The organism is Micromonospora rifamycinica, assembly GCF_900090265.1.
GTDB lineage: Bacteria > Actinomycetota > Actinomycetes > Mycobacteriales > Micromonosporaceae > Micromonospora > Micromonospora rifamycinica.
The window spans coordinates 6,238,488-6,264,388 of sequence record NZ_LT607752.1 but is presented as its reverse complement, the minus strand read 5'-3'; the positions used below and the strand labels follow the sequence as shown (position 1 = coordinate 6,264,388).

Annotated in this window: 21 protein-coding genes and 1 pseudogene; 10 read left to right on the top strand and 12 right to left on the bottom strand. The window is 74.0% G+C overall.

What is annotated here, in order from left to right; translation table 11 throughout:
* Positions 1-17 precede the first annotated feature (17 nt).
* The 3 genes from GA0070623_RS31480 (at position 18) to GA0070623_RS26570 (ending at position 6,670) form a co-directional block, all read left to right on the top strand.
* Complete coding sequence (locus GA0070623_RS31480; RefSeq protein WP_269458966.1) at positions 18-3,698, top strand: ATP-binding protein; 3,681 nt, start codon at positions 18-20, stop codon at positions 3,696-3,698.
* Between the two features lie 482 nt (positions 3,699-4,180).
* Entirely contained in the window at positions 4,181-5,029 is an 849-nt protein-coding gene (locus GA0070623_RS26575; protein WP_067308034.1) for a DUF308 domain-containing protein, read from the top strand.
* A gap of 222 nt (positions 5,030-5,251) precedes the next feature.
* Positions 5,252-6,670 (top strand): alpha,alpha-trehalose-phosphate synthase (UDP-forming), encoded by a 1,419-nt coding sequence (locus GA0070623_RS26570; protein ID WP_067308052.1) that lies wholly within the window; start codon positions 5,252-5,254, stop codon positions 6,668-6,670.
* A gap of 9 nt (positions 6,671-6,679) precedes the next feature.
* Here the strand turns inward: GA0070623_RS26570 and GA0070623_RS26565 are convergent, their stop codons facing one another.
* The 6 genes from GA0070623_RS26565 to GA0070623_RS26540 form a co-directional block, all read right to left on the bottom strand.
* Entirely contained in the window at positions 6,680-7,507 is an 828-nt protein-coding gene (locus tag GA0070623_RS26565) for an alpha/beta hydrolase (RefSeq protein WP_067308031.1), read from the bottom strand.
* Positions 7,507-8,910, bottom strand: coding sequence for a flavin-containing monooxygenase (locus GA0070623_RS26560; RefSeq protein ID WP_067308028.1), 1,404 nt, complete (start codon positions 8,908-8,910; stop codon positions 7,507-7,509). The genes GA0070623_RS26565 and GA0070623_RS26560 overlap by 1 nt, the downstream gene beginning before the upstream one ends.
* A 112-nt stretch (positions 8,911-9,022) precedes the next feature.
* On the bottom strand, positions 9,023-9,757 hold the full coding sequence (locus GA0070623_RS26555) for an endonuclease/exonuclease/phosphatase family protein (RefSeq protein ID WP_067308025.1): 735 nt from the start codon (positions 9,755-9,757) through the stop codon (positions 9,023-9,025).
* Positions 9,754-10,710, bottom strand: a complete 957-nt coding sequence (locus tag GA0070623_RS26550; RefSeq protein ID WP_172898563.1) for an ROK family glucokinase — start codon at positions 10,708-10,710, stop codon at positions 9,754-9,756. Before GA0070623_RS26550 ends, GA0070623_RS26555 begins: the two co-directional genes overlap by 4 nt.
* A 64-nt stretch (positions 10,711-10,774) precedes the next feature.
* Positions 10,775-11,458, bottom strand: a complete 684-nt coding sequence (locus GA0070623_RS26545; protein WP_067308046.1) for a hypothetical protein — start codon at positions 11,456-11,458, stop codon at positions 10,775-10,777.
* A gap of 37 nt (positions 11,459-11,495) precedes the next feature.
* Positions 11,496-11,948 (bottom strand): SRPBCC family protein, encoded by a 453-nt coding sequence (locus tag GA0070623_RS26540; RefSeq protein ID WP_067308021.1) that lies wholly within the window; start codon positions 11,946-11,948, stop codon positions 11,496-11,498.
* Positions 11,949-12,117: 169 nt separating this feature from the next.
* On the opposite strand from GA0070623_RS26540, the gene GA0070623_RS26535 reads away from it, so the two are divergent.
* The 5 genes from GA0070623_RS26535 to GA0070623_RS26515 all read left to right on the top strand — a co-directional run bounded on the left by GA0070623_RS26535 (position 12,118) and on the right by GA0070623_RS26515 (position 19,069).
* A complete protein-coding gene (locus tag GA0070623_RS26535; protein WP_067308043.1) occupies positions 12,118-13,917 on the top strand; it encodes an AMP-dependent synthetase/ligase in 1,800 nt (599 codons plus the stop codon).
* 14 nt (positions 13,918-13,931) lie between these two features.
* Entirely contained in the window at positions 13,932-15,623 is a 1,692-nt protein-coding gene (locus tag GA0070623_RS26530; RefSeq protein WP_067308018.1) for a sensor histidine kinase, read from the top strand.
* 7 nt (positions 15,624-15,630) lie between these two features.
* On the top strand, positions 15,631-16,299 hold the full coding sequence (locus GA0070623_RS26525; protein ID WP_007072219.1) for a response regulator transcription factor: 669 nt from the start codon (positions 15,631-15,633) through the stop codon (positions 16,297-16,299).
* A gap of 204 nt (positions 16,300-16,503) precedes the next feature.
* Positions 16,504-17,313 (top strand): SAM-dependent methyltransferase, encoded by an 810-nt coding sequence (locus tag GA0070623_RS26520; RefSeq protein ID WP_067308015.1) that lies wholly within the window; start codon positions 16,504-16,506, stop codon positions 17,311-17,313.
* Positions 17,306-19,069: a putative bifunctional diguanylate cyclase/phosphodiesterase gene (locus GA0070623_RS26515; protein ID WP_067308011.1), complete on the top strand. Its 1,764-nt coding sequence runs from the start codon at positions 17,306-17,308 to the stop codon at positions 19,067-19,069. Before GA0070623_RS26520 ends, GA0070623_RS26515 begins: the two co-directional genes overlap by 8 nt.
* Before the next feature lie 147 nt (positions 19,070-19,216).
* Here the strand turns inward: GA0070623_RS26515 and GA0070623_RS26510 are convergent, their stop codons facing one another.
* The 6 genes from GA0070623_RS26510 to GA0070623_RS30480 form a co-directional block, all read right to left on the bottom strand.
* Positions 19,217-20,356 carry a glycosyltransferase family 4 protein gene (locus GA0070623_RS26510; protein WP_067308008.1) on the bottom strand — a complete coding sequence of 380 codons (1,140 nt, stop codon included), beginning with the start codon at positions 20,354-20,356 and terminating at the stop codon, positions 19,217-19,219.
* Complete coding sequence (locus GA0070623_RS26505) at positions 20,353-21,612, bottom strand: M48 family metallopeptidase (RefSeq protein WP_067308004.1); 1,260 nt, start codon at positions 21,610-21,612, stop codon at positions 20,353-20,355. Before GA0070623_RS26505 ends, GA0070623_RS26510 begins: the two co-directional genes overlap by 4 nt.
* Before the next feature lie 191 nt (positions 21,613-21,803).
* Positions 21,804-22,010, bottom strand: a complete 207-nt coding sequence (locus GA0070623_RS26500; protein ID WP_067308001.1) for a hypothetical protein — start codon at positions 22,008-22,010, stop codon at positions 21,804-21,806.
* A 153-nt stretch (positions 22,011-22,163) separates the two neighbouring features.
* Positions 22,164-22,712, bottom strand: coding sequence for a GNAT family N-acetyltransferase (locus GA0070623_RS26495; RefSeq protein WP_067307998.1), 549 nt, complete (start codon positions 22,710-22,712; stop codon positions 22,164-22,166).
* Positions 22,712-23,953, bottom strand: coding sequence for a helix-turn-helix domain-containing protein (locus tag GA0070623_RS31195; RefSeq protein WP_231932560.1), 1,242 nt, complete (start codon positions 23,951-23,953; stop codon positions 22,712-22,714). Before GA0070623_RS31195 ends, GA0070623_RS26495 begins: the two co-directional genes overlap by 1 nt.
* 205 nt (positions 23,954-24,158) lie before the next feature.
* Positions 24,159-24,482, bottom strand: coding sequence for a hypothetical protein (locus tag GA0070623_RS30480; RefSeq protein WP_172898345.1), 324 nt, complete (start codon positions 24,480-24,482; stop codon positions 24,159-24,161).
* Positions 24,483-24,734: 252 nt separating this feature from the next.
* On the opposite strand from GA0070623_RS30480, the gene GA0070623_RS26480 reads away from it, so the two are divergent.
* Positions 24,735-25,088 carry a globin family protein gene (locus GA0070623_RS26480; protein WP_231932559.1) on the top strand — a complete coding sequence of 118 codons (354 nt, stop codon included), beginning with the start codon at positions 24,735-24,737 and terminating at the stop codon, positions 25,086-25,088.
* Positions 25,085-25,735, top strand: a pseudogene (locus GA0070623_RS26475) (FAD-binding oxidoreductase); the annotation flags it as partial. The gene GA0070623_RS26480 and the pseudogene GA0070623_RS26475, both read left to right, overlap by 4 nt.
* Positions 25,736-25,901 lie beyond the last annotated feature (166 nt).

Here is a 25,901-nt window from a genome sequence, read left to right as displayed (position 1 = left end):
CCTCGTGAGGAACACTAGTGGCGGCCGGCCAGCCGCAGGGTCCGCCCACAGGTCGGGTACCCGACTGGCCGTCGCGGCGGGATAATGGGATCTCCTCACGTACGGAGTTCGTCATCGACCTCAGGTGTGGACACTGCTCCCGGGCGGCGGGGCCGGACGACCGCTTCTGCGGCGGCTGCGGACAGGCGCTGACGCTCGGCTGCGCCTCGTGCGGGCACGCCAACACCCCCGAGGCCAACTTCTGCACCGACTGCGGGCAGCCGCTGCACGACCACGCGGTCACCGTGCAGGAGGACCGCCGCCAGGTCAGTGTGCTCTTCATCGACATCGTCGACTTCACCACGTACGCCGAGCGGGCCGACCCGGAGCAGGCGCGCAGCCTCCAGCAGGCGTACTTCGCCACCGTCCGCAAACTCGTCCACCAGTACGGCGGGGTGGTGGAGAAGTACATCGGGGACGCGGTGATGGCCCTCTTCGGTGCCCCGGTCGCCACCGACAACGACGCGCTGCGCTGCGTACGGGCCGGTCTGGAGCTGCAACGCAGCCTGGCCCGGCAGGCCGCCGGACCACAGCCGCCGCTGGGTTTCCGGGTCGGCGTGGCCACCGGTGAGGCGCTGGTGGACCTCTCCGCCACCCGCGACGGCGGGCAGGCCTTCGTCACCGGCGACGTGGTGAACACCGCCTCCCGGTTGCAGGGGCTGGCCCCGACCGGCGGGGTGGTCGTCGACGAGAGCACCTGGGCGGCCACCCGGCACGAGCTGGAGTACGTCGACCAGCCCTCGGTCACCCTGAAGGGACGCACGGCCGTCAGCCGGCTCTGGCTGGCCGTCCGGGCCCGACCGCGCACCGACCCGCAGGCCGCCGAGCTGACCCCGATGGTCGACCGGGAACACGAGCGCGGCCTGCTGGTCAGCGCCCTGCACCGCACGGTCAACGAGCGCACCTCCCAGCTGGTGACCGTCTTCGGCCCGGCCGGGGTGGGCAAGAGCCGGCTGCTGCGCGAGCTGTCCCGGCACGCCGCCAACCTGCCCGGCCACCGGGTCACCTGGCTGGTCGGGCAGTGCCCGCCGTTCGGCGAGAACGTCACCTACGCCGCGCTGGCCGACATCGTCAAGGCCTGGCTGGGGGCACCGGACACCGACGATCCGGAGCCGCTGCGCGACCGGCTGCGCCAGCGCCTCGACCAGCTCGGCGATCCGCCCGACCTGCGGTTGGCCGACGCGCTCGGACCACTGCTGGGGGTCTCCGCGGGGCGGCTCAACCCGGCCGAGACCGGGGCCGCCTGGCGACGCTTCCTGCTCGCCCTCGCCAGGCAGGGTCCGACCGTGCTGGTCTTCGAGGACATGCACTGGGCCGACCAGGCGATGCTCACCTTCGTCGAGCAGCTCGGCGCGGCGGCTCGGGGCGTACCCCTGCTGGTGGTGGCGACCGCGCGGCCGGAGCTGCGGGAGCGGCAGCCGGCCTGGACCGGCATGATCAGCGGCGCGATGTCGATCTCGGTGCCGCCGATGCACGACGCGGACATCGACGCCCTGTACTCCCTGCTGCTCGGCCAGGCCGCGTTGCCGGCGGCGGCCCGCACGCCGCTGATCGAGTTCGCCGACGGCAATCCGCTGTACGCCCAGGAGTACGCCCGGATGCTGATGGACGGCGGGCTGCTGGACCCGACCGCCCGGTTCGACCCGGCCGGCACCGCCGACATGCCGCGCACCGTCCAGGCGGTCATCGCCAACCGGCTCGACCTGCTCGATCCGGCCGACCGGGCGGTGCTCCAGGCCGCCGCCGTGGTCGGGGTGCAGTTCTGGCCGGCGCCGGTGGCGACCGCCCTGGGCCGGACGGTCGAGTGGGTCAAGCGGGCGCTGGACCGGTTGCAGCGCCGGGACATGGTCTTCGAGCTGCCCGCGTCCACGATGGCCGGTCAGCCGGAGTACCGGTTCCGGCACATCCTGGTCCGCGACGTGTGTTACCAGCGGCTGCCCCGGGCGGAACGGGTGCTGCGGCACCAGCACACCGCCGACTGGCTGGCCCGGCGCGCCGACGCCGGGCAGCAGGACCTGGCCGAGACGCTGGCCAACCACCGCTGGGCCGCCCACGAGATCGCCCGGACCGTCGGGCTGGACCCGACCCCGTACGCGATGGCGGCCCGGACCGCGCTGCACCGGGCCGCCCGCCGGGCCAACGCGCTGCACGCCCTGGACAACGCGGCGACGCTGGTCGACCGGGCGCTCGCGATCGGCGGGGAGCCCGACCCGGGGCTGGAGCTGTTCGCCGCGCAGCTCGCCCTGTTCCGCGACGGGGACGCGTTCCTCGTCGACGGCGGCACGCAGACCCTGACCGGGCTGGTCGACCGGCTGGCCGCCGCCGGGGACCGCTCCGGCGCGGCCCGCGCCTGGACCCTGCTCGCCACGGCCGCCTGGAGCCGGGCCGACCGGTCCGAGACGCTGCGCTGCCTGGACCGGGCCAACGAGATCTACGCCGGGCTGCCGGAGTCCGAGGACAAGGCGGAGGCGCTGCTGGAGCTGGCCCGGGTCCGGATGCTCAACTTCGAGACCGAGCCGGCCTGTGCGGCGGCCCGCTCGGCGGCCGGGCTGGCCGAGCGGCTGGCGCTTCCCGAGGTCCGGGCCAACGCCCGGATCACCCTGGCGGTGGCCCGCTACCTGGCCGGCGAGCAGCAGGCGTACGCGGAGTTGACCGAGGTGGCCGAAGACTGCCGGGCCGACCGGCTGGCCTGTCGGCGGCGGGCGGTGCAGAACCTCGCCTGGGCGGCCCAGGAGGAGGGCGACCTGGCCCGGTCGGCCCGGCTGGTCGACGAACAGCGTGCGCTCGACCTGGCCGGTGGGCACGGCGTGGCGACCAGCTTCGCCGACCAGTGGACGCGGGCGTACTACGCCGGCGACTGGGTGGCGGCGCTGGAGATGGCCGCCGAGTCGACCCGCCGGCCGACCGCCGAGTGGGACCTGCACATCGTGGCGGTCTCGGGGTGGATGCGTGCGCTGAGCGCCGGGGTCGAGCCGGCGGGTGAGGTGGCCCGCCCCGCGCCGGCCGGCGGGGGTCCGACCGGCACCGGCCCGGCCGGCAGCGGCCCGGCCGGTGCCGGGGCGGAGGGGGACGGCCCGGCCGGTGCCGGGGCGGATGGTCCGGACCTGGTGGCCAAGGCCCTGGTCGCCGCGCGACGCAGTGGTTTCCACCGGGTGCTGCGCTCGACGCTGGCGCACGCCGCGCTATGCCGGGCCGTCGGTGGTCGATCCGACGAGGCGATGCGGCTGCTGGTGGAGCTGGCCGAGGACTGGCGGCGGACCCGGATGATCCCGTTCGCCGAGTGGGTGCCGGCGGTGGGCCACGTCGCCGCGGTGCTCGGCCCGGACGCCGCCCGGCTGGTCCACGACCTGCTCGACCGGTCCGCCCGGATGACCCCCTGGGCGGTGGCCGCCGGACAGGTCGCCGAGGCCACCCTGGCGACGGCCGACGGCGACGCGCACCGGGCCGCCCGGCTGTTGCGGACGGCGGCGGACAGTTACGCCCGGATGACCGACACCACCGACCACGTGCTTACCACGGCGCTGTCGGTGCCGGCGCTGGCCGTCGCCGATCCGGCCGCGGCGGCGGTCGCTCTCGACCGGGTACGTGACTTCGCCGACCGCTTCGGCATGCCCGGTCTGCTCCGGCTGGCCGCCCCGACGACGGCCGCCCGACGCTGACGTTTCCTCCCCCGCCGACGGTCGGGGCGTCCGCAGGTGAAGTATTCCTGATTCACGTCGAATGTCACTTCTTGCGGACCCCGCTCGGGAACGGATCGGGCAGCAGCGCCGAAGCCGCTCGCTACCGTAGGCCACCGGCCGGCCGAGCGGCCAGAGGGCCGTCCGGGCCGGCGGAGCGGGTGACCACCCCCCGGGCGGCGGACCGCCGATCAGGTACGCCACCAGCCGCTACGGCGGCCGTTCCCGCGTGTCCGCCGGGCCGACGGCCCCGCGTCACGCCGCCCCGACCGGGGGCGCGGGACGGCGACCGGGCCACCCCGGGGCGGCCCGACGGGGGCGTCCGCCGAACCGCGGAGCGACGAACCACGAGCGGCACGCCACAACGCACTCCCGGAACCGGGTGCCGACGTGTCACGATTCAGGGCACGGCGTACGGGGCGCCGACACGACCGCACCGCGAGGTGCGCGGAGGAGGATGTCCGGTGTCAGCGGGTGGCGCCCGCCGGGGACGGCGGGACAACGGGCTCGACGCGAGCGAGTACGCCGTCGCGGGCGACGTCGACCCGCGCGTCGGCGAGCACCTGCTCGACGTGCTCGCCGCGGGCGGGATCGCCGCCTACCTGCAGCCCTCCGCCGACCTGAACCCGATCACCCGGACGACCACCGTGCCGTCCCGGCCGGTCGACCGGCTCTACGTGGACCGCTCGCACCTGACCACCGCCCGCGACTACCTCACCCAGCTCGCCGACGAGTCGACCCCGGAGCCGGCCCGACCCGAACCGGACGTCGACGCCGAGTGGGAACGGATCGTCGCCGCCTTCCACACCGCCCCGGCCGCCGGCAGCAACCCCTGGCCGGCCTCGGAGGACGTCGACGACGACGAGACCACCGATCCGGCCTCCCGGGCGGGTGGCCCGGTCACCCGCGCCGACGAGCCGACCGGCCCGACCGCCACCGACGTCCGACGGCTGCCGTACGCGGCCGACATCTCCGGCATCTCGGTGACCCCCCGGGGCCGGCAGGACGAGCCGTCGCTGCTGGACGGCCTGGATACCTTCGGTGCGGACCTGCCGGACGACCCGGAGGAGGGCTACACACCGCCCCCTCCCCCGCCGCTGCCCCGGATCTCGAAGTACGCGGTGGTCGGCGTGCTGGGGATCGTGCTCGGCTTCGTCCTCTTCCTCAACCCGTCCCTGCTGCCGGTGGTGGACGCCTCGGTGGTCACCCTGCTCGGTTTCACCGGCATCCTCGCCGGTTTCGTCACGCTGATCTGGCGACTGCGTCCCGGCGACGAGGACGAGCACGATCCCGACGACGGCGCGGTCGTCTGACTATTCCCCCGTAGGCCCGACCGGACTCCCCCGCCCCCGACCCCGCCCCGACGACCCCACCGCCGTCCTGCCCGCATGCCGGGACACCCCCGGCCCCCCGCCCGGTGTAACAGCGGTGTAACTTACGGTCAGTAGGAATACCGTTGTAGGTCACTTCCCCCACCGACCGCCCGGTTGTTCCCCGCTCGCGTGGTCGGTCCGCTGCCGATCGGAATGCCCGAGATGCGACAGAGATCACTGGTGGTGGTGGCCAACCGGCTCCCCATCGACGACAGCGTGGCGCCCGACGGCGCCTGCGAGTGGCGCCGCAGCCCCGGCGGGCTGGTCAGCGCCCTGCACCCCCTGCTCCGCCAGACCCCGGCAACCTGGGTCGGCTGGGCCGGTGGCACCGGGCCCGCGCCCGTGCTGCCCGACGTGGACGGCGTCCACATGGAAACCGTCCCGCTCACCGCCGACGACCTGCGCGACCACTACGAGGGTTTCGCCAACGCCACCCTCTGGCCGCTCTACCACGACGCGGTCGAACAACCCGAATACCATCGCCGCTGGTGGGAGGCGTACCAGCGGGTCAACCAGCGGTTCGCCGAGGCGACCGCCGCGGTGGCCGACCCGGGCGCGGTGGTCTGGGTGCAGGACTACCACCTGCAACTGGTCCCCGGTCTGCTCCGCGAACTCCGCCCCGACCTGCGGATCGGCTTCTTCCTGCACGTGCCGTTCCCGCCGCCGGAGCTGTTCATGCAGCTCCCCCGCCGGTCGGAGCTGCTGCGCGGGATGCTCGGCGCCGACCTGATCGGTTTCCAGCGGGCCCAGGCGGCACACAACTTCGCCCAGCTCGCCACCAAGGTGCTCGGGCTGCCGGCCACCGACCGACGGATCGGCGTGCAGGACCGGGTGGTGCGGATCGGGGCGTACCCGGTCTCGATCGACACCGCGGAGATGGCGGCGCTCGCCGGGCGGCCGGACGTCACCGCGCGGGCCCGCCGGCTCCGGCACGACCTGGGCGACCCCGAGCGGGTCATCCTCAGCCTCGACCGGATGGACTACACCAAGGGCATCGAGCAGCGGCTGAAGGCCTACAGCGAGCTGCTGGCCAGCGGTGACGTCAAGGTCCGGGACACGGTGCTGGTGCAGGTCGCCATGCCGAGCCGGGAGCGGGTCGGCCAGTACCAGATCCTGCGCGAACGGATCGAACGCGAGGTCGGCCGGATCAACGGCGAGTTCGGCCGGGTCGGCGAACCGGCCATCCACTACCTCAGCCAGCCCTTCGACCGCGCCGAGCTGGCGGCGCTCTACCGGGTCGCCGACGTCATGGCGGTCACCCCGCTGCGCGACGGCATGAACCTGGTGGCCAAGGAGTACGTGGCCGCCCGGGTCGACGACACCGGCGCGCTGCTGCTCAGCGAGTTCGCCGGGGCGGCGGCCGAGCTGGAGCAGGCGTACCTGGTCAACCCGCACGACCTGGAGGGGCTCAAGCAGGGGCTGTTGTCGGCGCTGCGGGCCGCGCCCGCCGACGCCGGTGACCGGATGCGGGCGATGCGGGACCACCTGCACCGGCACGACATCCACGCCTGGGCGCGCTCCTACCTCAGCGCCCTGGACGACACCGGCTCCCTGCTCACCCGGCTCAGCAGCACCGGCTGAGCCGGGTGGTCAGCCGCGGCCGGGCTCCTTGACCAGCCAGTCGAGGAGCGCGTCCAGCGGCTCCTGCCAGCGGGTGTCGAGCATCAGGTCGTGCCCCATGCCCGGAAAGAGCAGCGGGGCCGCGCCGTACCGGCGGGCCGCCCGGGTCAGCGCGGCCGGCGGGACGACCCGGTCGTCGGGGCTGCCCAGCACCAGCACCGGCGGCCGGCCCACCGCCGGCTCGGCCTCCCGGCCGGCGAGCAGCTGCCACTGCGCCCGCCGGCTGGCCCGGCCCAGCCGGGCCAGGTGCCGCCGCGCGTCCGCCTCGGGCAGCTCCCGGCTGAACAACTGCCGGCGGTTCAGCCGCAGCGCCCCGCCGAACAGGGCGGGCAGCGTACCGACCGGGTTGCCGCGCGCCGCGGCCACGGCGGTCGCGGCGCCGCCGAGCACCGGCGCGACCAGCACCGCCGCCCGCGCCGGGTACCGCGCCAACGCGTGCGTCACCACCAGTGCCCCCGCGCCGTGCCCCACCAGCACCGCCTGCCGGGGCAGGCCCGCCGCCACCTGGACCACGTCGTGGGTGTACGCCCGCAGCGTCGCCTCCGCCGCCGGTTCGCTGCCGCCGTGCCCGCGCAGGCTCACCGCGTACGCGGGGAAGCCCCGGGACGCGGCGTGCTCCAGCCAGTGCTCGGCGAACGCCCACGCCCCGTGCCCGAACCCCGGCACGAACAGCAGCGGCGGACGCCCCTCCTCCAGGTCCGGGACGACGCTGAGCACCTCCCGCCGCACCGCGCGGACCGGACGTGCCCACTCCCGGCCCCGCAGGACGCGTACCCGCTCCCCGGTCGTGCCGCTCATCAGTCCTCCAGCTCGTCGAGGGCGCGCTGCACCGCGCGCAGGTAGTCGACGTGGCCCACCTCGAACCAGTGCCGGCTGCTGTCCTTGACCTTCCCCGCGTACCGCTGCCCCGCGCCGGCCGCCGCCCGGGAGGCGAACGCGGCGGCCCGCTGCGGTTGCTCCCGGCGCAGCCGCAGCGACCGGGCGAAGAGCACCGTCTGCCAGTGCGCCAGGGTGAACAGCCCCGAGTCGGGCTGCAACAGCCCGGCCACCGCCAGGGTCGGGTGGCCCGGCGGGAAGGCGTGCAGCCAGAGCCGGGGCCGGCCGGAGCCGTCGGCGTCGCCGAGGAGCCCCGGGTCGAGGAACTCGAAGCGGGGCAGGTAGCCGGTGGCGAAGACGACCAGCTCCGGGTCGATCTCCCGGCCGTCGGTGAGGGTCACCCCGCCCGGGTGGAACCGGGCCACGTCCGGGACCGGGGTGATCTCGCCGTGGCCGACGTAGTAGACCAGTTGGCTGTTGGCGATCGGGTGCGTCTCGTAGACCCGGTGGTCCGGCTTCGGCAGCCCGAACCGGGTCAGGTCACCCACGGTCAGCCGCAGGGTCCGGTGGTAGAGCCACTGTCGCAGCCGCAGCGGCACCCGCCAGGACAGCAGCGTGTCGTTGACCTGGTCGGCGGGGCGGCCGAGGACGTACTTCGGGGCGTACCAGTAGCCGCGGCGGGTGGAGTGCCAGCACCGGGACGCCTGCTGGGCCGCCTCGACCGCCAGGTCACAGCCGGTGTTGCCGGCCCCGACGACGAGCACCCGCTTGCCGCGCAACTGGGCCGGGTCCTTGTAGGACGAGGAGTGCATGACCTCGCCCCGGAACTCCTCCAGCCCGTCGTAGCGGGGCAGCTTCGGTGACCAGTTGTGCCCGTTGGCGACCAGCACCGCGGCGTACCGGGAGGTTCGCTCCGGGCCGTACCCGCCGGTGCTGCGGGTGGTGACGTCCCACCGGTCGCCGTCGACCGGCTCCACCCGGACGACCTCGGTGCCGAACCAGATGTGCCGGCGCAGGTCGAAGTGGTCGGCGTACCGCTCGAAGTAGGACAGCAGCTCGCTGTGGTGCGGGTAGTCCGGCCAGGAGTCCGGCATCGGGAAGTCGGGGAACTGGGTGAACGGCCGCGACGAGATGAGGTGCGTGCTGGCGTACACCGGGCTGCGGTCGTGCCGCCAGTTCCAGCCGCCGCCGACGCCGGTCTCCCGCTCGTAGCAGTCGACGCCGAAGCCGTGCTCGGTGAGGTTCTTGACGGCGGTGAGGCCGCTCGCCCCGGCACCGATCACGCAGACCGTGTCGCCCCGGTCGGAGACCGGGCGGCCGTCCCGGTTCGCGGGGAGCGTCGTGGGCTCCGGTTCGGGCCGGCCGTGCTCGGTGGAGGGGGACACCCGGAAATCTCCTTATGTGCGGCCAGGTACGCCGGTTCGACGGGCATCCTCCCCGGACCCGCCGCCCGTTGTCCAGCCCGGCTCGCGGGGGTTTCGCGGCCGGGCCGCCGGGTCAGCCGGCGGCCGGCAGCAGCAGGTCGACCAGGACCGGGAAGTGGTCGCTGGCCCGGCGGGTGGTCGGGGTGTCCACCACGTCGTAGCCGACCACCTCGACCCGTGGGTCGACGAAGAGCGCGTCGATGCGTCGTCGCGGGTTGGCGCACGAATAGGTGTGCCGGTCGGCCGCGTCGGCGGCCACCGCCGCGTCGGTCAGCCCGGCCGCCACGGTGCCCCAGGCCGGGCCGTCCGGCCCCTCGTTGAGGTCGGCCCCGAAGACCACCGGCAGGTCACCGGCGGACAACTCCCGCTTGAGCAGGGCGGCCTGCCCGGGGCGTTCGGTGGGGTCGGTGGACAGGTGCGAGCCGGCCAGCAGGAACCGGGCCGTGCCCACCTGGCAGCGGGCATACGCCGCGCCGCGCAGGTGCCGGCCCGGGGTCAGCGGGAACCGCTGGCAGTGCGTCCCGGTCACCCGGACCCGCAGGCTGGTCAGCAGCAGGTTGCCCAGCGAGGGCAGGCCACCGGCGGCCACCACCAGGCCGAACGAGTCGGCCAACGCGGCGGACTTCTGCCGCCACCGGAACCGGCGCGGCGCCTCCTGCACGATCACCACGTCCGGGCCGGCCTCCCGGACCACGCTGGCCAGCGCCGCCGTGTCGTCACGCTGGCTGTGGATGTTGTAGGAGACCACCCGCAGCGGCACCCGGTCGGCGGCCGGGTCGGGGCGCGGACCGGTGGATCCGGCGCTCATCGGCGGCGGGCCAGGTCGGCGGCGCCGATGACGCCCGCGCTGTTGCCGAGTTCGGCGGGACGGATCTCGGCCACCGGGAGCCGGCTGCGCTGGGCCAGCGCGTCGGTGAAGGACCGCCGGGTCGGGCCGAGCAGCAGGTCACCGGCGTCCACCACGCCGCCGCCGACGACCAGCACCTGCGGGTCGAGGATCTGCGCCATGTCGGCGAGGCTGGTGCCGAGCCACCGGCCGATCTGGGCGAACGCCTCGGCCGAGATCGGGTCGCCGGCCTGTGCGGCGGTGGTGACCATCGGGCCGGTGATCGCCTCGGCGTCGCCGCCGGCCAGGTCGAGCAGGGCGGTGGCGCGCTGGGGCTCCTGCCGGGCGCCGGCCCGGGCGAACCGGACCAGGGCGCTGCCGCTGGCGTACTGCTCGATGCAGCCGAGCCGGCCGCAGCCGCACTGGTGGCCGTCGGGGACGGTGAGCATGTGGCCCAGCTCGGCGGCGATGCCGTGGGCGCCGCGGACCAGCTCACCGCCGAGCACGATGCCGCCGCCGACGCCGGTGCCGATGGTGAACATGACCATGGAGTCGTCGGCCTCGCGGGCCGCACCGTGCCGGAACTCGGCCCAGGCGGCCACGTTGCCGTCGTTCTCGACGATCACCGGCAGCCCGGTGGCGGTGCTGACGTAGTCGCGCAGCGGCTCGTCGCGCCAGGCCAGGTTCGGGGCGAAGAGCACGGTGGAGCGGGAGGCGTCGATCCAGCCGGCCGCGCCGATCCCCACCGCGTCGACCTGGTGGCCGGCGGCGAGCTGGGTGACCAGGTCGATGATGACGTCGCGGGTCTTGCCGACGTCGTCCGCGGGAGTGTCCCGCCGGGCCTGCACGAGAACCCTGCCGGTGTCGTCCACGACACCGCCGGCCACCTTCGTGCCACCGACGTCGACTCCGATGGTCAGCGTCACCGCGGCCACTCCCCTCTGCATGTGCGTCCCGGCATCGACCGAAGCGGCCGAGCACCGCCGGGATGTCCGGTGGTCAGGCCCCGTCGCCTGGTGCGTCCCCGCCCGCGCCGGACGGCGCCCGCGAGGCGGGCACCACGGGGCCGTCGGCCGTGGGCCGGACCTGCTGGGCCGACGCGGCCGGCCCGGCGTCGTCGACGGGCGGTGCGGCGGCGGTCGGTTCGGCCGCGTCCTCCGCCCGGGTGGCGGCGGACCAGATGTCCCGCTCCGGCGCCGACGCAGAATCATGCCCGGTACGGGTGGCCTCGCGCCACACATGATCGGCGTCGGAATCGGCGGGGCCGGCTCCGCCGGTCGTCGCACTGGCGTCACCGGGCGTCCCGTGGGATGCTTCCCCGCCTGCCGGCGTGCCGAACGCGCGCATCAGGCTGGCGATCCCCGCCGCCAGGTCGCCCGCGCCGGTGGCGAGCCGCTCGGCGAACTCGGGGCTCGGATCGCGCAACGCGGCGATAGCCCGACAGACGGGACAGATGCAGCACTCCGCCGATCCGGTGCCGAAAGCACCGGCCCGGTGTGCGCCTCCGGTCGGGCGGGCCGGGCCGGCACTGTGACCGAGGACACCCGACACGATCCCACCGAACGGACCCCACGGTCCCGCACCCGAGCCGGTGCCGGCGGATGCCAGCCGGGCCGTCGCGATCAGCGTGGCGACCAGCCGTTCGGCTTCCTCCCGGGCCGAGCCCGGCTCCGTTGCGCCCATGGTCGGCTCCTCCGTCGTGTCGCCGGCCGCCGCGTCGCTACGCCGCACCGGCTGCTTCTACCCGGCGCTTGAGCTGCTTCAACGCCGTATCCATGATCATTTTCTCGGCTTTCCGGCGAAACATGCCGATCATGCCCACCGACAGCTCGACCTCCAGGGTGTAGGTCACCGTGCAGGTGCCGTCCGGGTTGCCGACCAGGTCGTACGAGCCGCGCTGCGCCTTCTGCATCCGCGACGGCGCGACCAGGTGCCACTCGATCCGGGAGAGGTCCTCGGCGTACCCGTAGGCCAGCACGTACTCGTCGGCCATCACGCCAGCGTCGATGGTGAACCGCACCTGGCTGGCGTAGCCGTCCTCGTACTCCTCGACGACCTCGGTCCGGCGCACCGCCTCGGTCCACTCCGGGTAGCTCGCGAAGTCGCAGATGACCGCGGCCACCTGGTCAGGTGACGCGCCGATGATGATCGACTGGGTGGAGGAGTCCGCCATGGGGGGAGGCTACCCGCCGCGCCCGGCGGACGCCCCGCTCCACCCCCGGAGCCGGGTCCGGGCCGGTGGGGCGGGCTACCTGGCTGGGGCGTCCGGGGCGGCGGCCGGGTAGGTTTCGACCATGCCGGCCCGTGGTCGGCCCGGCCAGTGCGAGCACGAGGGAGTGCAGGTGCGCGAGTTCTCCGTTCCGCCGATCGTCAGCATCGGCGACGCGGCAAACCTGACCGACCCGGTCTGGGACAACGCCGAGGCGGCACCGGACGCGGTGCAGTTCGTCCGGCCCGCCGTGGAGGGCCGCGCCGCGGTCGACGTCACCTGCCGGCAGTTCCGCGACGAGGTGGTGGCGGTCGCCCGGGGGCTGGCCGGCGCGGGGGTGGCCCCCGGCGACCGGGTCGCCCTGATGAGCCGCACCCGCTACGAGTGGACCCTGCTCGACTACGCCATCTGGGCGGCCGGCGCGGTCACCGTGCCGATCTACGAGACCTCCAGCGCCGAACAGGCCGCCTGGATCCTCGCCGACTCCGGTGCGGTCGCGGTGGTGGTGGAGACCAACAGCCACGCCACCCTGGTCGCCGGGGTCCGGGACCGGCTGCCCGAGCTGCGCGACGTGTGGCAGATCGAGCTGGGCGGGGTGGACGAGATCGTCGCCGCCGGCACATCGGTCGACCCGGAGGAGATCGAGCGCCGCCGCACCTCGGTCCGCGCCGCCGACATCGCCACGATCATCTACACCAGCGGCACCACCGGCCGCCCCAAGGGCTGCGTGCTGACCCACCGCAACATGTACGCCGACATCGCCAACGCCGTCCCGGTGCTGCCGAACCTGTTCCGCCCGGGGGCCTCGACCCTGCTGTTCCTCCCGCTGGCGCACGCCTTCGCCCGGCTCATCCAGATCGGGGTGGTGCAGGCGCGGGCCACCATGGCGCACTGCGCCGACACCCGGGACCTGGTCGCCCAGCTCCAGGAGTTCCGGCCGACCTTCGTGCTCTCCGTCCCCCGGGTCTTCGAGAAGGTCTACAACGGCGCCCGGCAGAAGGCCGAGGCCGACGGCAAGGGCGCGATCTTCGACCGCGCGGAGAAGGTCGCCATCGCCTGGAGCGAGGCGCAGGAGACCCCGGGCGGTCCCGGGTTCGCACTGCGCGCCCAGCACGCCGTCTTCGACCGGCTGGTCTACCGCAAGCTGCGGGCCGCGCTCGGGGGCCGCTGCCGGGACGCGATCTCCGGTGGCGCTCCGCTCGGCGCCCGGCTCGGGCACTTCTTCCGCGGCATCGGGGTGACCATCTGCGAGGGGTACGGCCTCACCGAGACCTCGCCCGCCGCCGCGGCCAACCTGCCCACCGGCACGAAGATCGGCACCGTCGGCCGACCGCTGCCCGGCGTGACCATCCGGATCGCCGACGACGGCGAGATCCTGATCACCGGTGACCTGATCTTCCAGGGCTACTGGAAGAACGAGTCGGCCACCGCCGAGGCGCTCACCGACGGCTGGTTCCGCACCGGCGACCTGGGCCACCTCGACGACGACGGCTTCCTGCGCATCACCGGCCGCAAGAAGGAGATCATCGTGACGGCCGCCGGCAAGAACGTCGCGCCGGCCGTGCTGGAGGACCAGGTCCGGTCGCATCCGCTGGTCAGCCAGTGCGTGGTGGTCGGCGACCGGCAGCCGTTCATCGCCGCCCTGGTCACCGTGGACGAGGAGGCGCTGCCGAAGTGGCTGGCCGCCCACGGGCTGGCCGAGGACACCCCGGTCGACCGGCTGCTGACGCACGACGGGCTGCGGGCCGAGATCCAGGGCGCGGTGGACACCGCCAACCTGGCGGTGTCCAAGGCCGAAGCGATCAAGGTGTTCCGCATCCTGCCCCGCGACTTCACCGAGGCGACCGGCGAGCTGACCCCCTCGCTCAAGGTCAAACGGCAGGTCGTGCACAAGACGTACGCGGCCGAGATCGCGGAGATCTACCAAGGCTGACTACGATCCGTCACGTGTCCGCCTCCACAGCCGTCCGCCCCCAGACGCGCCCCGTCGCCGCCGCCGCCCGTGCGGTGATGCTCGCGCTGGTCGGCGTCCTGACCCTGATCGCCACCCGCGATCCCGCCCAGCTCTGGTGGATCGCCCTGTTGGCGGTCGCCGGAGCGCCCGCCCTGCTCGCCCCCGAGCACCGGTTGATCGGTCCGCTGAGCCGGCTCGCCGAGGCGGTGGTGATCGGGCTGGCCGCCAGCCAGGTCGCCGTCTCCGCCGTGCTCGGCTCGTCGGTCGGCGGGCTGGGCGCGTCGGCGGTGCTGCCCTACCTCGCGGTGCCGGTCACCGTCACCGCGCTGCGCCGGCAGTTCCGCGAGGGGGCGGTGCTGCTCGCGGTCACCGCGGTCACCCTGCTGATGGCCGGCGCGCTCACCGTGGTCGACGGCGGGCGCCAGCTCGGCCAGCCGGGTTACCTGGCGGTCTGCGCACAGTGGCTGATCCTCGCCGGGCTCGGGCTGTACGCCGCCGGCACCCTGCACCAGGTGATGCGGGTCCGCGCCGAGGGCAAGCCCCAGCCGTACGCCGAGGCCACCCGGCTGCTGACCCAGCTCCGGACGGTCGCCCGGCAACTACCCGGGGCCACCCTCGACCCGGGCGGCATCTCCGAGCACCTGCTGGAGGAGCTGCGCACCGTGGCCCCCGGCAACCGGGGCGCGGTGCTGTCGGCCAGCGGCGGCGGCCGGCTGGTGGTGCTCGCCCAGGTGGGCGTGGACCGGGTCGACTGGGAGACGACGCTGGACTCCGACTCGGCGATCGCCGACGCCTGGGCCAGCCAGCAGCCACAGACCGCGGCCCGGTCGCAGGCCCGCTCGCACCCCGGCGGGGACGTCTCGTCGCTGATCGTGCCGCTGGTCGCCGGGGTCCGTACGGTCGGCCTGGTGGTGCTGGAGGCGGACGCCGCGCACGCCTACCCGCCGCCGGTGGTGTCCCGGGTGACCGCGCTGACCGGCCCGGCCGCGTTGCGGCTGGAGGCGGCGCTGCTCTTCGACGACGTGCGGTCGCTGGCCACCAACGAGGAGCGCCAGCGGCTGGCCCGGGAGATCCACGACGGGGTGGCGCAGGAGCTGGTGATGGTCGGCTACGGCATCGACAACGCGCTGGCCTACGTGGACGAGGACCCGAAGGAGACCGCCGAGGCGCTGCGCACCCTGCGCGGCGAGGTGACCCGGGTGATCACCGAGCTGCGGCTGAGCCTGTTCGAGCTGCGCAGCGAGGTGGACCGGCACGGCGGCCTGGCGGCGGCGATCGCCGAGTACGCCCGGACCGTGGGTTCGGCCGGCGGGCTGCGGGTGCACCTGTCGCTGGACGAGTCGACCGCCCGGTTGCCGGCCGCCACCGAGGCCGAGTTGCTGCGCATCGCGCAGGAGGCGGTGACCAACGCCCGCAAGCACGCCGGGGCGTCGAATCTCTGGGTCACCTGTGAGGTGGACCCCCCGTACGCGCAAATTGAAGTGTCGGATGACGGTCACGGCATCGGTGACCAGCGCACCGACGGTCACTACGGCCTTGCGATCATGGCGGAGAGGGCGGAACGTATCCGGGGCCGGTTGGAGATCAGTCCCCGGCAACCCAGCGGTACGACCGTGGCGGTGGTGGTGGGTTCGTCGCCCCGGCGCGATAACGTGCGTGGCAGCGCAGCAGCAGAAGTGGAGTAATTCGAGGATGACCACAAGCCCGACACCGGCCACCCGTACCAAGGTCCTCCTTGTCGACGATCACGACCTGATCCGCAAGGGGCTGCGGCACGCCTTCGAGCGTGACCGTCAGTTCGAGGTCGTCGGCGAGGCCGCGACGGCGGCGGAGGGCGTGCGCCAGGCCGGCGCGCTGCAACCGGACGTCGTGATCATGGATCTGCGGCTTCCCGACGGCAGCGGCCTGGAGGCCACCCGGGCGCTGCGCAAGTCCAGCGCGTCGATGGGCATCGTGGTGCTCACCATGTACGCCGGTGACGACCAGCTCTTCGGCGCGTTGGAGGCGGGGGCCAGCGCGTTCGTGCCGAAGACCGCGCCGGCCGACGAGGTCGTCGCCGCCGCCCGGCACGCCGCCTCCTCGCCCAGCGCGTTCACCGCGGCCGACCTGGCCGAGGCGATGAAGCGTCGGCTGGCCCCGTCCGGCCCGCAGCTCTCCCCCCGCGAGGGTCAGGTGCTGCGGCTGCTCGCCGACGGCATGAGCGTGGCCGGCATCGCCAAGCAGCTCTTCGTCAGCGAGTCCACCGCCAAGACCCACATCTCCAAGCTCTACGAGAAGCTGGGCGCGGCCAACCGGGCGCAGGCGTTGATGACCGCCCTGCGGTTGGGCCTGCTCGAGGCGCCGGACGCACCGAAGTTCTGAGCGGGTCCTCACCCGCGGGCCGGCAGGCCCGGATCCCTCGTCGGACCGGGCCTGCCGGGCGATCCACAGGTTTCGATTGCGCCCGGTAAGGGGATGATCGCGCACAGATCGCGGTCTTTGCACCCGGGCAGTGGGCGGGCACAATACCCGGGTGAACCGCGCAGGCGACGACCCACGCGGTGATACTCGACAAAGGGGTTGGGGATGCAGCGACCGGACTGGGCACCCGACGACATCGACATCGAACGCCCCAGCGTCGCCCGCATGTACGACTACTATCTCGGCGGCTCGCACAATTTCGCCGCCGACCGGGTCGCCGCCCGCGCGATGGTGGAGGCGGTGCCCGACGCGCCGCTGATGGCCCAGGCCAACCGGGCGTTCCTGCGCCGGGTGGTGCAATACCTGGTCGACTCCGGCATCCGTCAGTTCCTCGACATCGGCTCCGGCATCCCCACCGTCGGCAACGTGCACGAGATCGCCCAGCGGGCCGCCCCGGACGCCCGGGTGGTCTACGTCGACGTGGACCCGGTCGCCGTGGCGCACAGCCAGGAGATCCTCGCCGGCAACGGCAACGCCGCCGTCGTCCGGGAGGACCTGCGCCGGCCGGAAGCGATCCTGCGACATCCCGAGGTCACCCGCCTGATCGACTTCACCCAGCCGGTGGCGGTGATGGTCGTGGCGGTGCTGCACTTCATCCCGCACTCCGACCATCCCGAGGACGTCCTGCGGACGCTGCGCGTGGCCCTGGCCCCCGGCAGCCACCTGGTCCTCTCCCAGGCCAGCGACGACACCCGCAGCGGCGTGGAGCGGGTCGAGGCGGAACGGGTCTACCGCAGCACCGACAACCCGCTGTGCATCCGCAGCCGGGCCGAGCTGACCGCGTTCTTCGACGGCTTCACGCTGGTCGATCCCGGGGTGGTCTGGGTGCCGCAGTGGCGGCCCGAGACGCCGGAGAGCGCCGAGAACGCCGAGCAGGCCGTCTTCCTCGGCGGCGTCGGGCGTCTCGATGGGTGAGCCGGGGACCAGCGGCGCGTCCTGTCCGGGCATCTTCGCCCGCGCCTGGGCCAAGGCGGTCTCCGGCACCAGCTACCTGCCGATGACCCAGGCCCAGCTGGAGGCGCTGCTGCAACGCCTCACCGTACGGCTGGCCGCCGCGCTGCGGGCCGAGCCGTTCGACCCGCGCATCGGGCACCAGGTGGGTGCCGAACTGGTGGCCGCGCACATCGCCTCGGCCGAGGGGCTGGGCCGTACCGTCGAGGTCATCCAGCTCCGTCTGCTGCGCGACCTCGGTCTGGTCGGCGACGACGTCTCCGACCGGCTGGCCCGGCTGCTCGCCACCATCACCACCGGGTACGCCCGCGCGCTGCGCGACCGGACGCTCGACGAGCAGGAGTCGATCCGGCGGGCCGCGATGGTGGCCCGGGCGCAGGCCGAACGGGCGCTGCGCGACAGTGAGTCCCGGTTCCGCCACCAGGCCACCCACGACCCGCTCACCGACCTGCCCAACCGGACCCTGTTCACCGAACGGCTCGCCGCCGCCATCGCGCTGCCGGGGCGGCGGGGCTCCGACCGGGTGGGGGTCTGCTTCCTCGACCTCGACCGGTTCAAGGTGGTCAACGACTCCCTCGGGCACCAGCTCGGCGACGCCCTGCTGGTGCAGGTGGCGCAGCGGCTGCGCCGGGCGCTCGGCGAGCATCTGGTGGCCCGGCTCGGCGGCGACGAGTTCGTCATCCTGGTCCAGCACACCAGCGGCACCGACGACGTGGTCAGGGTGGCGGAGGCGGCGCTCGCGGCGGTCGCCGAGCCGGCCCTGGTCGACGGGCACGAGCTGACCGTCACGGCCAGCGTCGGCATCGTGGAACGGCCGGTGGTCGGCGCCACCCCGGGTGAGCTGATGCGGGCCGCCGACAGCACCCTGCACTGGGCCAAGGCGGCCGGCGGCGCCCGCTGGGCGCTGTTCGACCCGGCCCGGCACCGCACCGAGCTGGCCCGGTACGCCCTGTCGGCGGCCATCCCCGCCGCCCTCGACCGGGGCGAGTTCTTCCTCGACTACCAGCCGCTGACGTCCTTGCGCGACGGCACCCTGCTCGGGGTGGAGGCGCTGGTCCGCTGGCGGCACCCGGAGCTGGGGGTGCTGGGTCCGGACAGCTTCATCGGCTTGGCCGAGGAGACCGGGCTGATCGTCCGGCTCGGCGGCTGGGTGCTCGCCGAGGCGTGCCGGGAGGCAGAGAGCTGGGCGGCCGGCGGCGGGCCGGCCCCGTTCGTCAGCGTCAACCTGGCCGTCCGGCAGGTCCACCGCCCCGGCCTGGTGCAGGAGGTACGCGGGCTGCTGGCGCAGACCGGCCTGCCACCGCACCGGCTCCAGTTGGAGATCACCGAGAGCACCATGATGAGCACCGGCGCGGAGGACCCGGTCCGGGCGCTGCGGATGCTCAACGAGCTGGGCGTCCGGATCGCCATCGACGACTTCGGCACCGGCTACAGCAACCTGGTCTATCTGCGGGACCTGCCGGTGACCGAGCTGAAGGTGGCCGGTGAGTTCGTGACCAGGCTGCGTACCCCGCAGGTCGACCCGGCCAGCCGCAACGACGAGCGGATCCTCGCCTCGCTGGTGTCGCTGGCCCACGCGCTGGACCTGACCGTCACCGCCGAAGGGGTGGAGACCGCCGACCAGGCCGACCGGCTCCGGGCCATCGGCTGCGACGCCGGCCAGGGCTGGCACTTCGGTCGGCCGGCCCCGGCCGCCCGCATCCTGGAAAAGATCCGTTGAGCACCGGCCGGGCCACCGGGCACCGGCCGCCCGGGTGACACCCGCCGGGCCACCCGGCACGGCACCGGCCGCCGAGGTGACTCACCACGGGCCACCCGGCACGGCACCGGCCGCCGAGGTGAGGCACACCAGGCGGTCGGTCGCGGCTCAGCCGGGTGCGGTGGTGCCGGCGAGCAGGTCGGCCAGCCGGCGGGCCTGGGTCTCCCAGCGCCACTCCTTCTCCACCCAGGCCCGACCGGCCGCGCCGAGCTGGCGGGCCAGCTCCCGGTCGGCGAGCAGGGTGGCCACCCGGTCGGCGAGCACTGCGACGTCCCGGCCCGGGACGACGTAGCCGGTCTCGCCCTCGCGGACCGCGTCGGGTGCGCCGCCGGAGTCGCCGGCCACCACCGGCAGCCCGGTCGCCGACGCCTCCAGGTAGACGATGCCCAGCCCTTCGACGTCCAGGCCCCGGTTACGGGTCCGGCAGGGCATCGCGTAGACGTCACCGGCGGCGTAGTGGGCCGGCAGCGCCTCCCACGGCACCGAACCGGTGAACACCACGTCCCGCGCCACGCCGGTGGACCGGGCCAGCTTCTCCAACGTCGCCCGGTAAGGTCCTCCCCCGACCACCAGCAGCGCCGCGTCGGGCACCCGGCGGCGGATCGCCGGCAGCGCCCGGATCAGCATGTCCTGGCCCTTACGGGGCACCAGCCGGGACACGCAGACCACCACCGGCCGGTCGGCCAGCCCGTGCCGGGCACGGACCGGTGTGCCGTCCACCGCCGGGTGGTAGGTGTCCACGTCGACCCCGGGGGCGAGCCGGTGCAGCTCGGTGACGCCGTGCAGGGCGCGTTCCAGCCGTACCCGGGTGTAGTCGCCGAGGTAGGTGACCACGTCGGTGTCCCGGCCGATCCGGCGCAGCGCGGCCCGGGCGCCGGGCAGGGCCGCCCAGCCGGCTTCGTGACCGTGGGTCAACGCCACCGCGCGGCGGATGCCGGCGCGGCGGCGCAGCCCGGCGGCGAGCAGGCCGAGGGGGGCGGCGGCACCGAACCAGACGGTGTCGCAGCCGTGCTCGCGGGCCAGCCGGGCGGCCCGGCGGGCGACCCCGGGGGTGGGCAGCAGCACCCGGGTGGCGTCCCGGACCACCGGGAAGGGCTGCGCGGCGTCGAACTCGGCGGTGTCCCGCCAGCTGGAGGCGTAGACGACCACCGAGCCGGGCGGCTGGCGGACGGCGAGCTGGTGCACGAACGACTGGATGCCGCCGGGGCGGGGCGGAAAGTCGTTGGTGACCAGCAGGGTACGACTCACCGGCCGACCTGCCGGGCGTAGGCGCGGGCGGCGGCCATCCGCTCCACCGTGGACGGGTGCGACGCCGACCAGAGGTACTCCCAGCGGGGCGGGTCCGGGTCGCCCAGGTTGACCCCGGCCAGCCGGCGTTGCATCGCCTCGAAGGTGGCCGGGTCGCCGGTGAGCGCCAGCGCGTGCGCGTCGGCCCGGGCCTCGACCCGGCGGGACATCAGTGCCTGCACCGGGGCGGCCACCAGCCCGACGACCGTCACCAGGGCGATGAGCAGCGCGAACGCCCGGGGCTCGGCGATCGAGTCGACACCGGCCCGGCGCAGCAGCGGGGTCCAGGAGCCGAGCAGGTAGAGCGCGACGACCGCGGTGGCGGCACCGAGCGCCCCGGTCAGCGTGCCGGTCCAGACGTCGCGGTCCTTGGCGTGGCCCAGCTCGTGCGCGACGACGCTGGTCACCTCGGCGGGGGTGGCCTCGCGCAGCAGGGTGTCGTAGACCACCACCCGGCGGGTCGGCCCCAGGCCGGAGACGTAGGCGTTGACCGCCCGGGTGCGGCGGGAGGCGTCGGCGACCAGCACGTCGCGCACCGGTACGCCGTCCCGGGCGGCCAGCGCGGTCAGCTCGGTGCGCAGCGGACCCGGCTCCATCGGGGTGAACCGGTTGAACACCGGCTCCACCAGCACCGGCAGCACGAAGGAGAGCAGCACCACCAACCCGGCCGCGCCGGCCGCCCCGAACGCCCACCACCAGCGCGGGGTGAGCCGGGTGACGGTGTAGAAGCCGAGCAGCACCACCGCGCCGACGACCGCGCTGACCGCGTACGACTTGAGTAGGTCGACCGTCCAGCCACCCCAGCCGTGGGTGCTCAGCCCGTAGCGGGTCAGCACCGACTGCCGCCAGGCGGCGAAGGGCAGGGTGAGCAGGTCGGCGACGAGCACCACGGCGATCCCGCCGAGCACCGCGCGGGCGATCCAGTGGTCACCGAAGGGCCGCCCGGCCAGCTCGACCAGCCGGGCACCCAGCGGGGTCAACCCGAGCAGCAGGGCCACCAGCAGCCCGACGACCAGCCCGGTGTAGCGGCCGGGGCGCAGCGCCGCCTGGAACGCCCGCCCCCGGGCCACCTGGTCGGTGGGCAGGTCGCGCAGCGCGGCGAGCTGATCGGGCCGGGGTGCCGGCGGCCGGTGCCACGGGACCAGCAGGGCACCGAGCACGACCAGGGCGAGCACCAACGCCGCCAGGGTCAGCACCGCCCAGCCGCGCGGGGTCACCGGGACACCCCGGCAGCGGGTCTGCGGGTGTGGCGTCGTACCCGAGTCATGCCGCCGCTCCTCCCGCCGTGAGCGCCCATCCTATGGCCCGCCGACGCGGCTGCGGCGCGGTGTGCCCCGGACCCCGTTACGGCCCGCGTGCGGCGACCGCCGGCCCACCGGCACCGGCAGCCCCGGCGGGCCGGCGGGCGTCAGGCGACCCGACGGCGGCGGGCCGGACGGGCGGTCTCGTGGGCCAGCACCTCCACCTCGAAGCCGGAGCGGGTCAGCACCTCGATCGCCCGGTGCTCGGCGGCACCCAGGCCGGCGGCCGGCGAGTCGGTGTCGAGCAGGGCCGTCACCAGGCAGCCGGCGCAGCCCGCACCCCGGACCCGGCAACCGTCGCAGTCGATGAGCATCGTGCCTCCTGACGCAGTGCGGCGTCGGGCGGAAGACCCTCGTCACCACCCGAGCACCGTCGGTCAGGTCGGACACTAACCATCGGGTACGACACAACCGGACAACCAGTGATCAACCAGTGCCGGGCCGACCGCCGGACGGCGGCGTCATCGTCAGCCTGTCGGGCCCGGATCGCGGACGAGAACGTCGAACAGGGGCGCGTCGGGCCAGCCGGGGCGAAGCCGGGTGACGGTCCGCCATCCCCAGGACCGGTACGCCGCCTGCGCGGGGCCGTTGTCCGGCCGGGCGAGAAGGGTCATCCGCTGCTCGTGTCGGCTCCGCACCAGATCGTCGTGCAGTGCCCGCGCGACCCCCTGCCGCCGCCACTGCGCACGCACCAGCAGCTCGCAGATGGCGAAGGTCCGGTGCCCGTCCTCCTCGGTGAAGCCGACCGGCACGGGTTCCTCGATGCCGTCCCACCATCGGGTGTCCGGTGCCAACGGGAACCCGTAGACGTACCCGATCAACTCCTCATTCAGCGCGGCGGCTACCAGCACCCATCCAGGCCGCTGCCGGTGTGCGGACAGTTGGCGACGGTAACGGTCCTCACCGTAGAAATCCCCCTGCCCGGCATGGACGTCCAGGTAGAGGGCAATCAATTGCTCGGTGATCTCTTCGGCTTCGACGGAACTGTAGTGGCGGAAGATCAGACTCCCGATCATCAGACGGCCACCCCGTCGAAGGCTTCGATGAAGTCTCGGACCGGGGCGGTCTGCCGAGGTAGCCGACCCACCGTCGAACGGATGTCGGCCATATGCCGGGTCACCCGGCCAGAGTTCATCTGCCGCACCTCAGGGAGCAGGTCAACCGCCATCCGGGCGGCCTCGCTGACGTCGCCCGCCCGGTAGGTCGCCTCGATCAGCCGTACCCGGTAGTAGACCTGGTTGCGCCGGTGGGTGGGGGAACCGTTGGCGATGGCGTCACGGAGCGCCTTCGCGGCACGCCCCGGCTGGTCGAGCGAGAGGAACGACAACGCCTCCAGACCCTGGACCTCCTGGGCGTTGACGAAGTGGACGAAGTCGGGATCCTCCTGGTGCGGACCCCGTTCCAGTTGCTGGCGTGCGTTGCGCATCTCGCGCTCGAAAGCGCCGTGGTCCTTCAGTACGGCGAACGCGCATGCCCGCCGAAGGTGTAGAAGTGTGCGCAGGCGTGGGGTCGCCCAGCCGGCGGAGATCCGGAACGCGGCGTCCGCGCAGTGCAGGGACTCGGTGGGCCGGGAGTTCCAGGTGTGAAGTGCGAGTTGCGTGAACGCGCGTGCCTCGACCTGGAGATCGTCGGCGAGCCGTGCCCGTGTGATCGCCTCGTGGAGATAGGGACGCACGGCTGCCCGGCGTTCGGCGTCGTGAGCCAGCCACGCCGTCTCTACGGCCAGGTCGGCGAGCGACGCCTGGAGGGCTTCACCGACATCTCGACTGTAGAGTGCCTCTGCCGCCCAGGAGGCCAGACGACCATGGACATGGATGGCGATGTCGCACAGCTGATTGGCGCCGGTCGCCGCGTCGGCGTCCCGGAACTCCTTCACCAGGGAGCCGGCCAGGCGGACGTGTTCGAGGCCGATGGACGGAGACTGGTCCGCGAGCGTGGCGAAGAAGCCCACATTGCTCACGGAGCCGACTCCCGCCAACGCTGCCAGTGCGTGGAACTGCCGGCGGTCCGTGGTGACCACCCCCTTCGTCGATGGTTCGAGAGAAACTGGTGTGGTCTCAAGGTCCCCGTGGTCATGGCAGTCGCGCCCCGGTACCGGCCCGAAGTTCGTCGTTGAGCTGGGCCGCGCGCCCGGCAGGCTGAACCACAACAGGACACCCGGTATCCCGAGGATCTTCGCCCAGTGCGCCAGCCGGTCCAGGTGCACTACCGGCGGTCCGTTCTCGATCCGGCTCAACTGCGCCTGGGTGATCCCCATCCACCCCGCCACCACGGTCTGCGGCAACGGGTGCCGCCCGTGGTAGGGGTGGCACCGGTAGGCCCTGATCGCCCGGCCGAAATGACGAGACGCCAACGCCTGTCGTACCGGCTGGTGGTCCCAGAAGGAGGTCGGCACCTCGGGTGGCGCGCTCAGCCGGTCGCGTTCGGCAGCCTGGCAGGGGGCGCAGCGTCCGCTGTCGTTGTCACGGGCGAGTCGTCCGCCGCAGCGTGGGCAGTTCGCAGATGTCACCGGCAACCTCGCCAATCGCGGGCGGTCGAGTCCGACGTCGAGCGTAATCATTCAACCCGCTCCGTGCACGAGTGGTATACGCAGCGCGCATATCGAAGACGCCCACGCTCATGTCGTACCGGTCGGACGGACTGTTCTGCCACGCCGCCCGGTCGAGCCAGGACGCCGCGACCGGGGTGGCGATGAGGCACACCGACCACCCGTCCGCCATCAGCAGCCCGACGAGTTCGCCGATGCGGTCCACTGGCGGGGCCGCGCAGACCACGAGATGCAGCACTCCTCGATCACCCATGCCAGCAGTGCCACCCACAGGCGGGCGGGTCCATCCGCGTAGTCGGTCGAATACGGTGCGCGCATGCCGCCCACGATCATCACCACATAACGGAGCCCCTGGTCAGCGGCGATGGTCGACGGCATGGCCCGGGGCGGGTGCCGGGCTCCGGGGTGGTGTCGACTCGCACGACGCGACCTCGACCCCGCCCGCCCCGGTGCCGGTCCACCCTCCGCGACGCACAGGGGCGCAGACACGATGACCACCGCAGCAGACATCCCCGACGGGGACCGGCCACCCCGCGACAGCCAGCCGGGGCAGGAGACCTGCGGCATGACCCCGGCCGAGATCGTCCGCCGCTGGTTGCGGCTGGTGACAGCGGACGCGGAGCTGTCGCCGTACCTCGTCGGGGTGGATCTCGGCCGGCTGGCCGCGCACCTGACGGCGAGCGTGACCGCCGCGCTCGCCGGGGAGGCGACCGACCCCTGGGGTGGGCTCGGCCTGTCCAAGGAGCAGCATCGGCGCATCGGTGACTACCTGGTCGGGGTGTGCTGGGCGGCGGACCTGCCCGACGGGCTGATCGCCGAGGTACGTCGGGCGGTGGCCCGATGAGCGCCGTGCACCGCCCACCGGCGTGGTCCGTCGCACCGCTGGAGGCGACACCCGACGATCCCGCCATGACGGCGGGGGTGGCCGGGGGCAGCGTGCCGGCCAGGGTGATCGATCACGACCGCCCGTGCCCCGGCACCGCTATCCTGACCGTCCGCCCCTGGTCACGGTTGGCCTACCGCCCCGGCCAGGTCATCCCCGTCCACACGCCGCGCCACCCCGACCAATGGCGCTGGTACTCCCCCGCGAACGCGCCACGCCCCGACGGCACCGTGGAGCTGCACGTCCGTGCCGTGGCCGCCGGCACCGTCTCGACCAGCCTCGTGCATGAGGTACGCCCCGGCGAGCTGCTGCACCTCGGCCCGCCCCACGACACCGGCCTGCACCTGCGCGACGGCGACCTGTTGCTGGTGGCCGGCGGCACCGGGCTGGCCCCGCTGCGCGCCCTGGTCGAACAGGTCGCCGCCGCCCTCGACGGCCGCCGGGTCACCCTGATCGCCGCCACCCGCACCTTCACCGAGCTGTACGACGCCATCGCCCTCGACAAGCTCCAGCAGGCCCACGACTGGCTCACCATCGTGCCCGCGTTCTCCGACGACCCGCAGGCCGCGCCGGCCGAGCGGGGCGACGCGCTCACCCTCGCCCTGCGCCACCACCGACCGCACCATCAGGTGTACGTCTGCGGCCCACCCGCCATGCTCGACGACGTCCCGTCGCCGGCTCCCCCAGGCCGGGATACCCGTCCACCGCCTCCACCTGCCCGACACACCAGGCGAGGGCGCAGCGCTGGTAAGGGTCGCGCGCTGACGGGTGTCC

Excerpts from the sequence above, each read along its gene's own strand:
- GA0070623_RS26570 (WP_067308052.1), top strand. The coding sequence starts at position 5,252 with ATGCGACAGAGATCACTGGTGGTGGTGGCCAACCGGCTCCCCATCGAC.
- GA0070623_RS26565 (WP_067308031.1), bottom strand. The coding sequence starts at position 7,507 with ATGAGCGGCACGACCGGGGAGCGGGTACGCGTCCTGCGGGGCCGGGAG.
- GA0070623_RS26555 (WP_067308025.1), bottom strand. The coding sequence starts at position 9,757 with ATGAGCGCCGGATCCACCGGTCCGCGCCCCGACCCGGCCGCCGACCGG.
- GA0070623_RS26545 (WP_067308046.1), bottom strand. The coding sequence starts at position 11,458 with ATGGGCGCAACGGAGCCGGGCTCGGCCCGGGAGGAAGCCGAACGGCTG.
- GA0070623_RS26540 (WP_067308021.1), bottom strand. The coding sequence starts at position 11,948 with ATGGCGGACTCCTCCACCCAGTCGATCATCATCGGCGCGTCACCTGAC.
- GA0070623_RS26525 (WP_007072219.1), top strand. The coding sequence starts at position 15,631 with ATGACCACAAGCCCGACACCGGCCACCCGTACCAAGGTCCTCCTTGTC.
- GA0070623_RS26520 (WP_067308015.1), top strand. The coding sequence starts at position 16,504 with ATGCAGCGACCGGACTGGGCACCCGACGACATCGACATCGAACGCCCC.
- GA0070623_RS26515 (WP_067308011.1), top strand. The coding sequence starts at position 17,306 with ATGGGTGAGCCGGGGACCAGCGGCGCGTCCTGTCCGGGCATCTTCGCC.
- GA0070623_RS26500 (WP_067308001.1), bottom strand. The coding sequence starts at position 22,010 with ATGCTCATCGACTGCGACGGTTGCCGGGTCCGGGGTGCGGGCTGCGCC.
- GA0070623_RS26495 (WP_067307998.1), bottom strand. The coding sequence starts at position 22,712 with ATGATCGGGAGTCTGATCTTCCGCCACTACAGTTCCGTCGAAGCCGAA.
- GA0070623_RS31195 (WP_231932560.1), bottom strand. The coding sequence starts at position 23,953 with ATGGGGATCACCCAGGCGCAGTTGAGCCGGATCGAGAACGGACCGCCG.
- GA0070623_RS26480 (WP_231932559.1), top strand. The coding sequence starts at position 24,735 with ATGACCACCGCAGCAGACATCCCCGACGGGGACCGGCCACCCCGCGAC.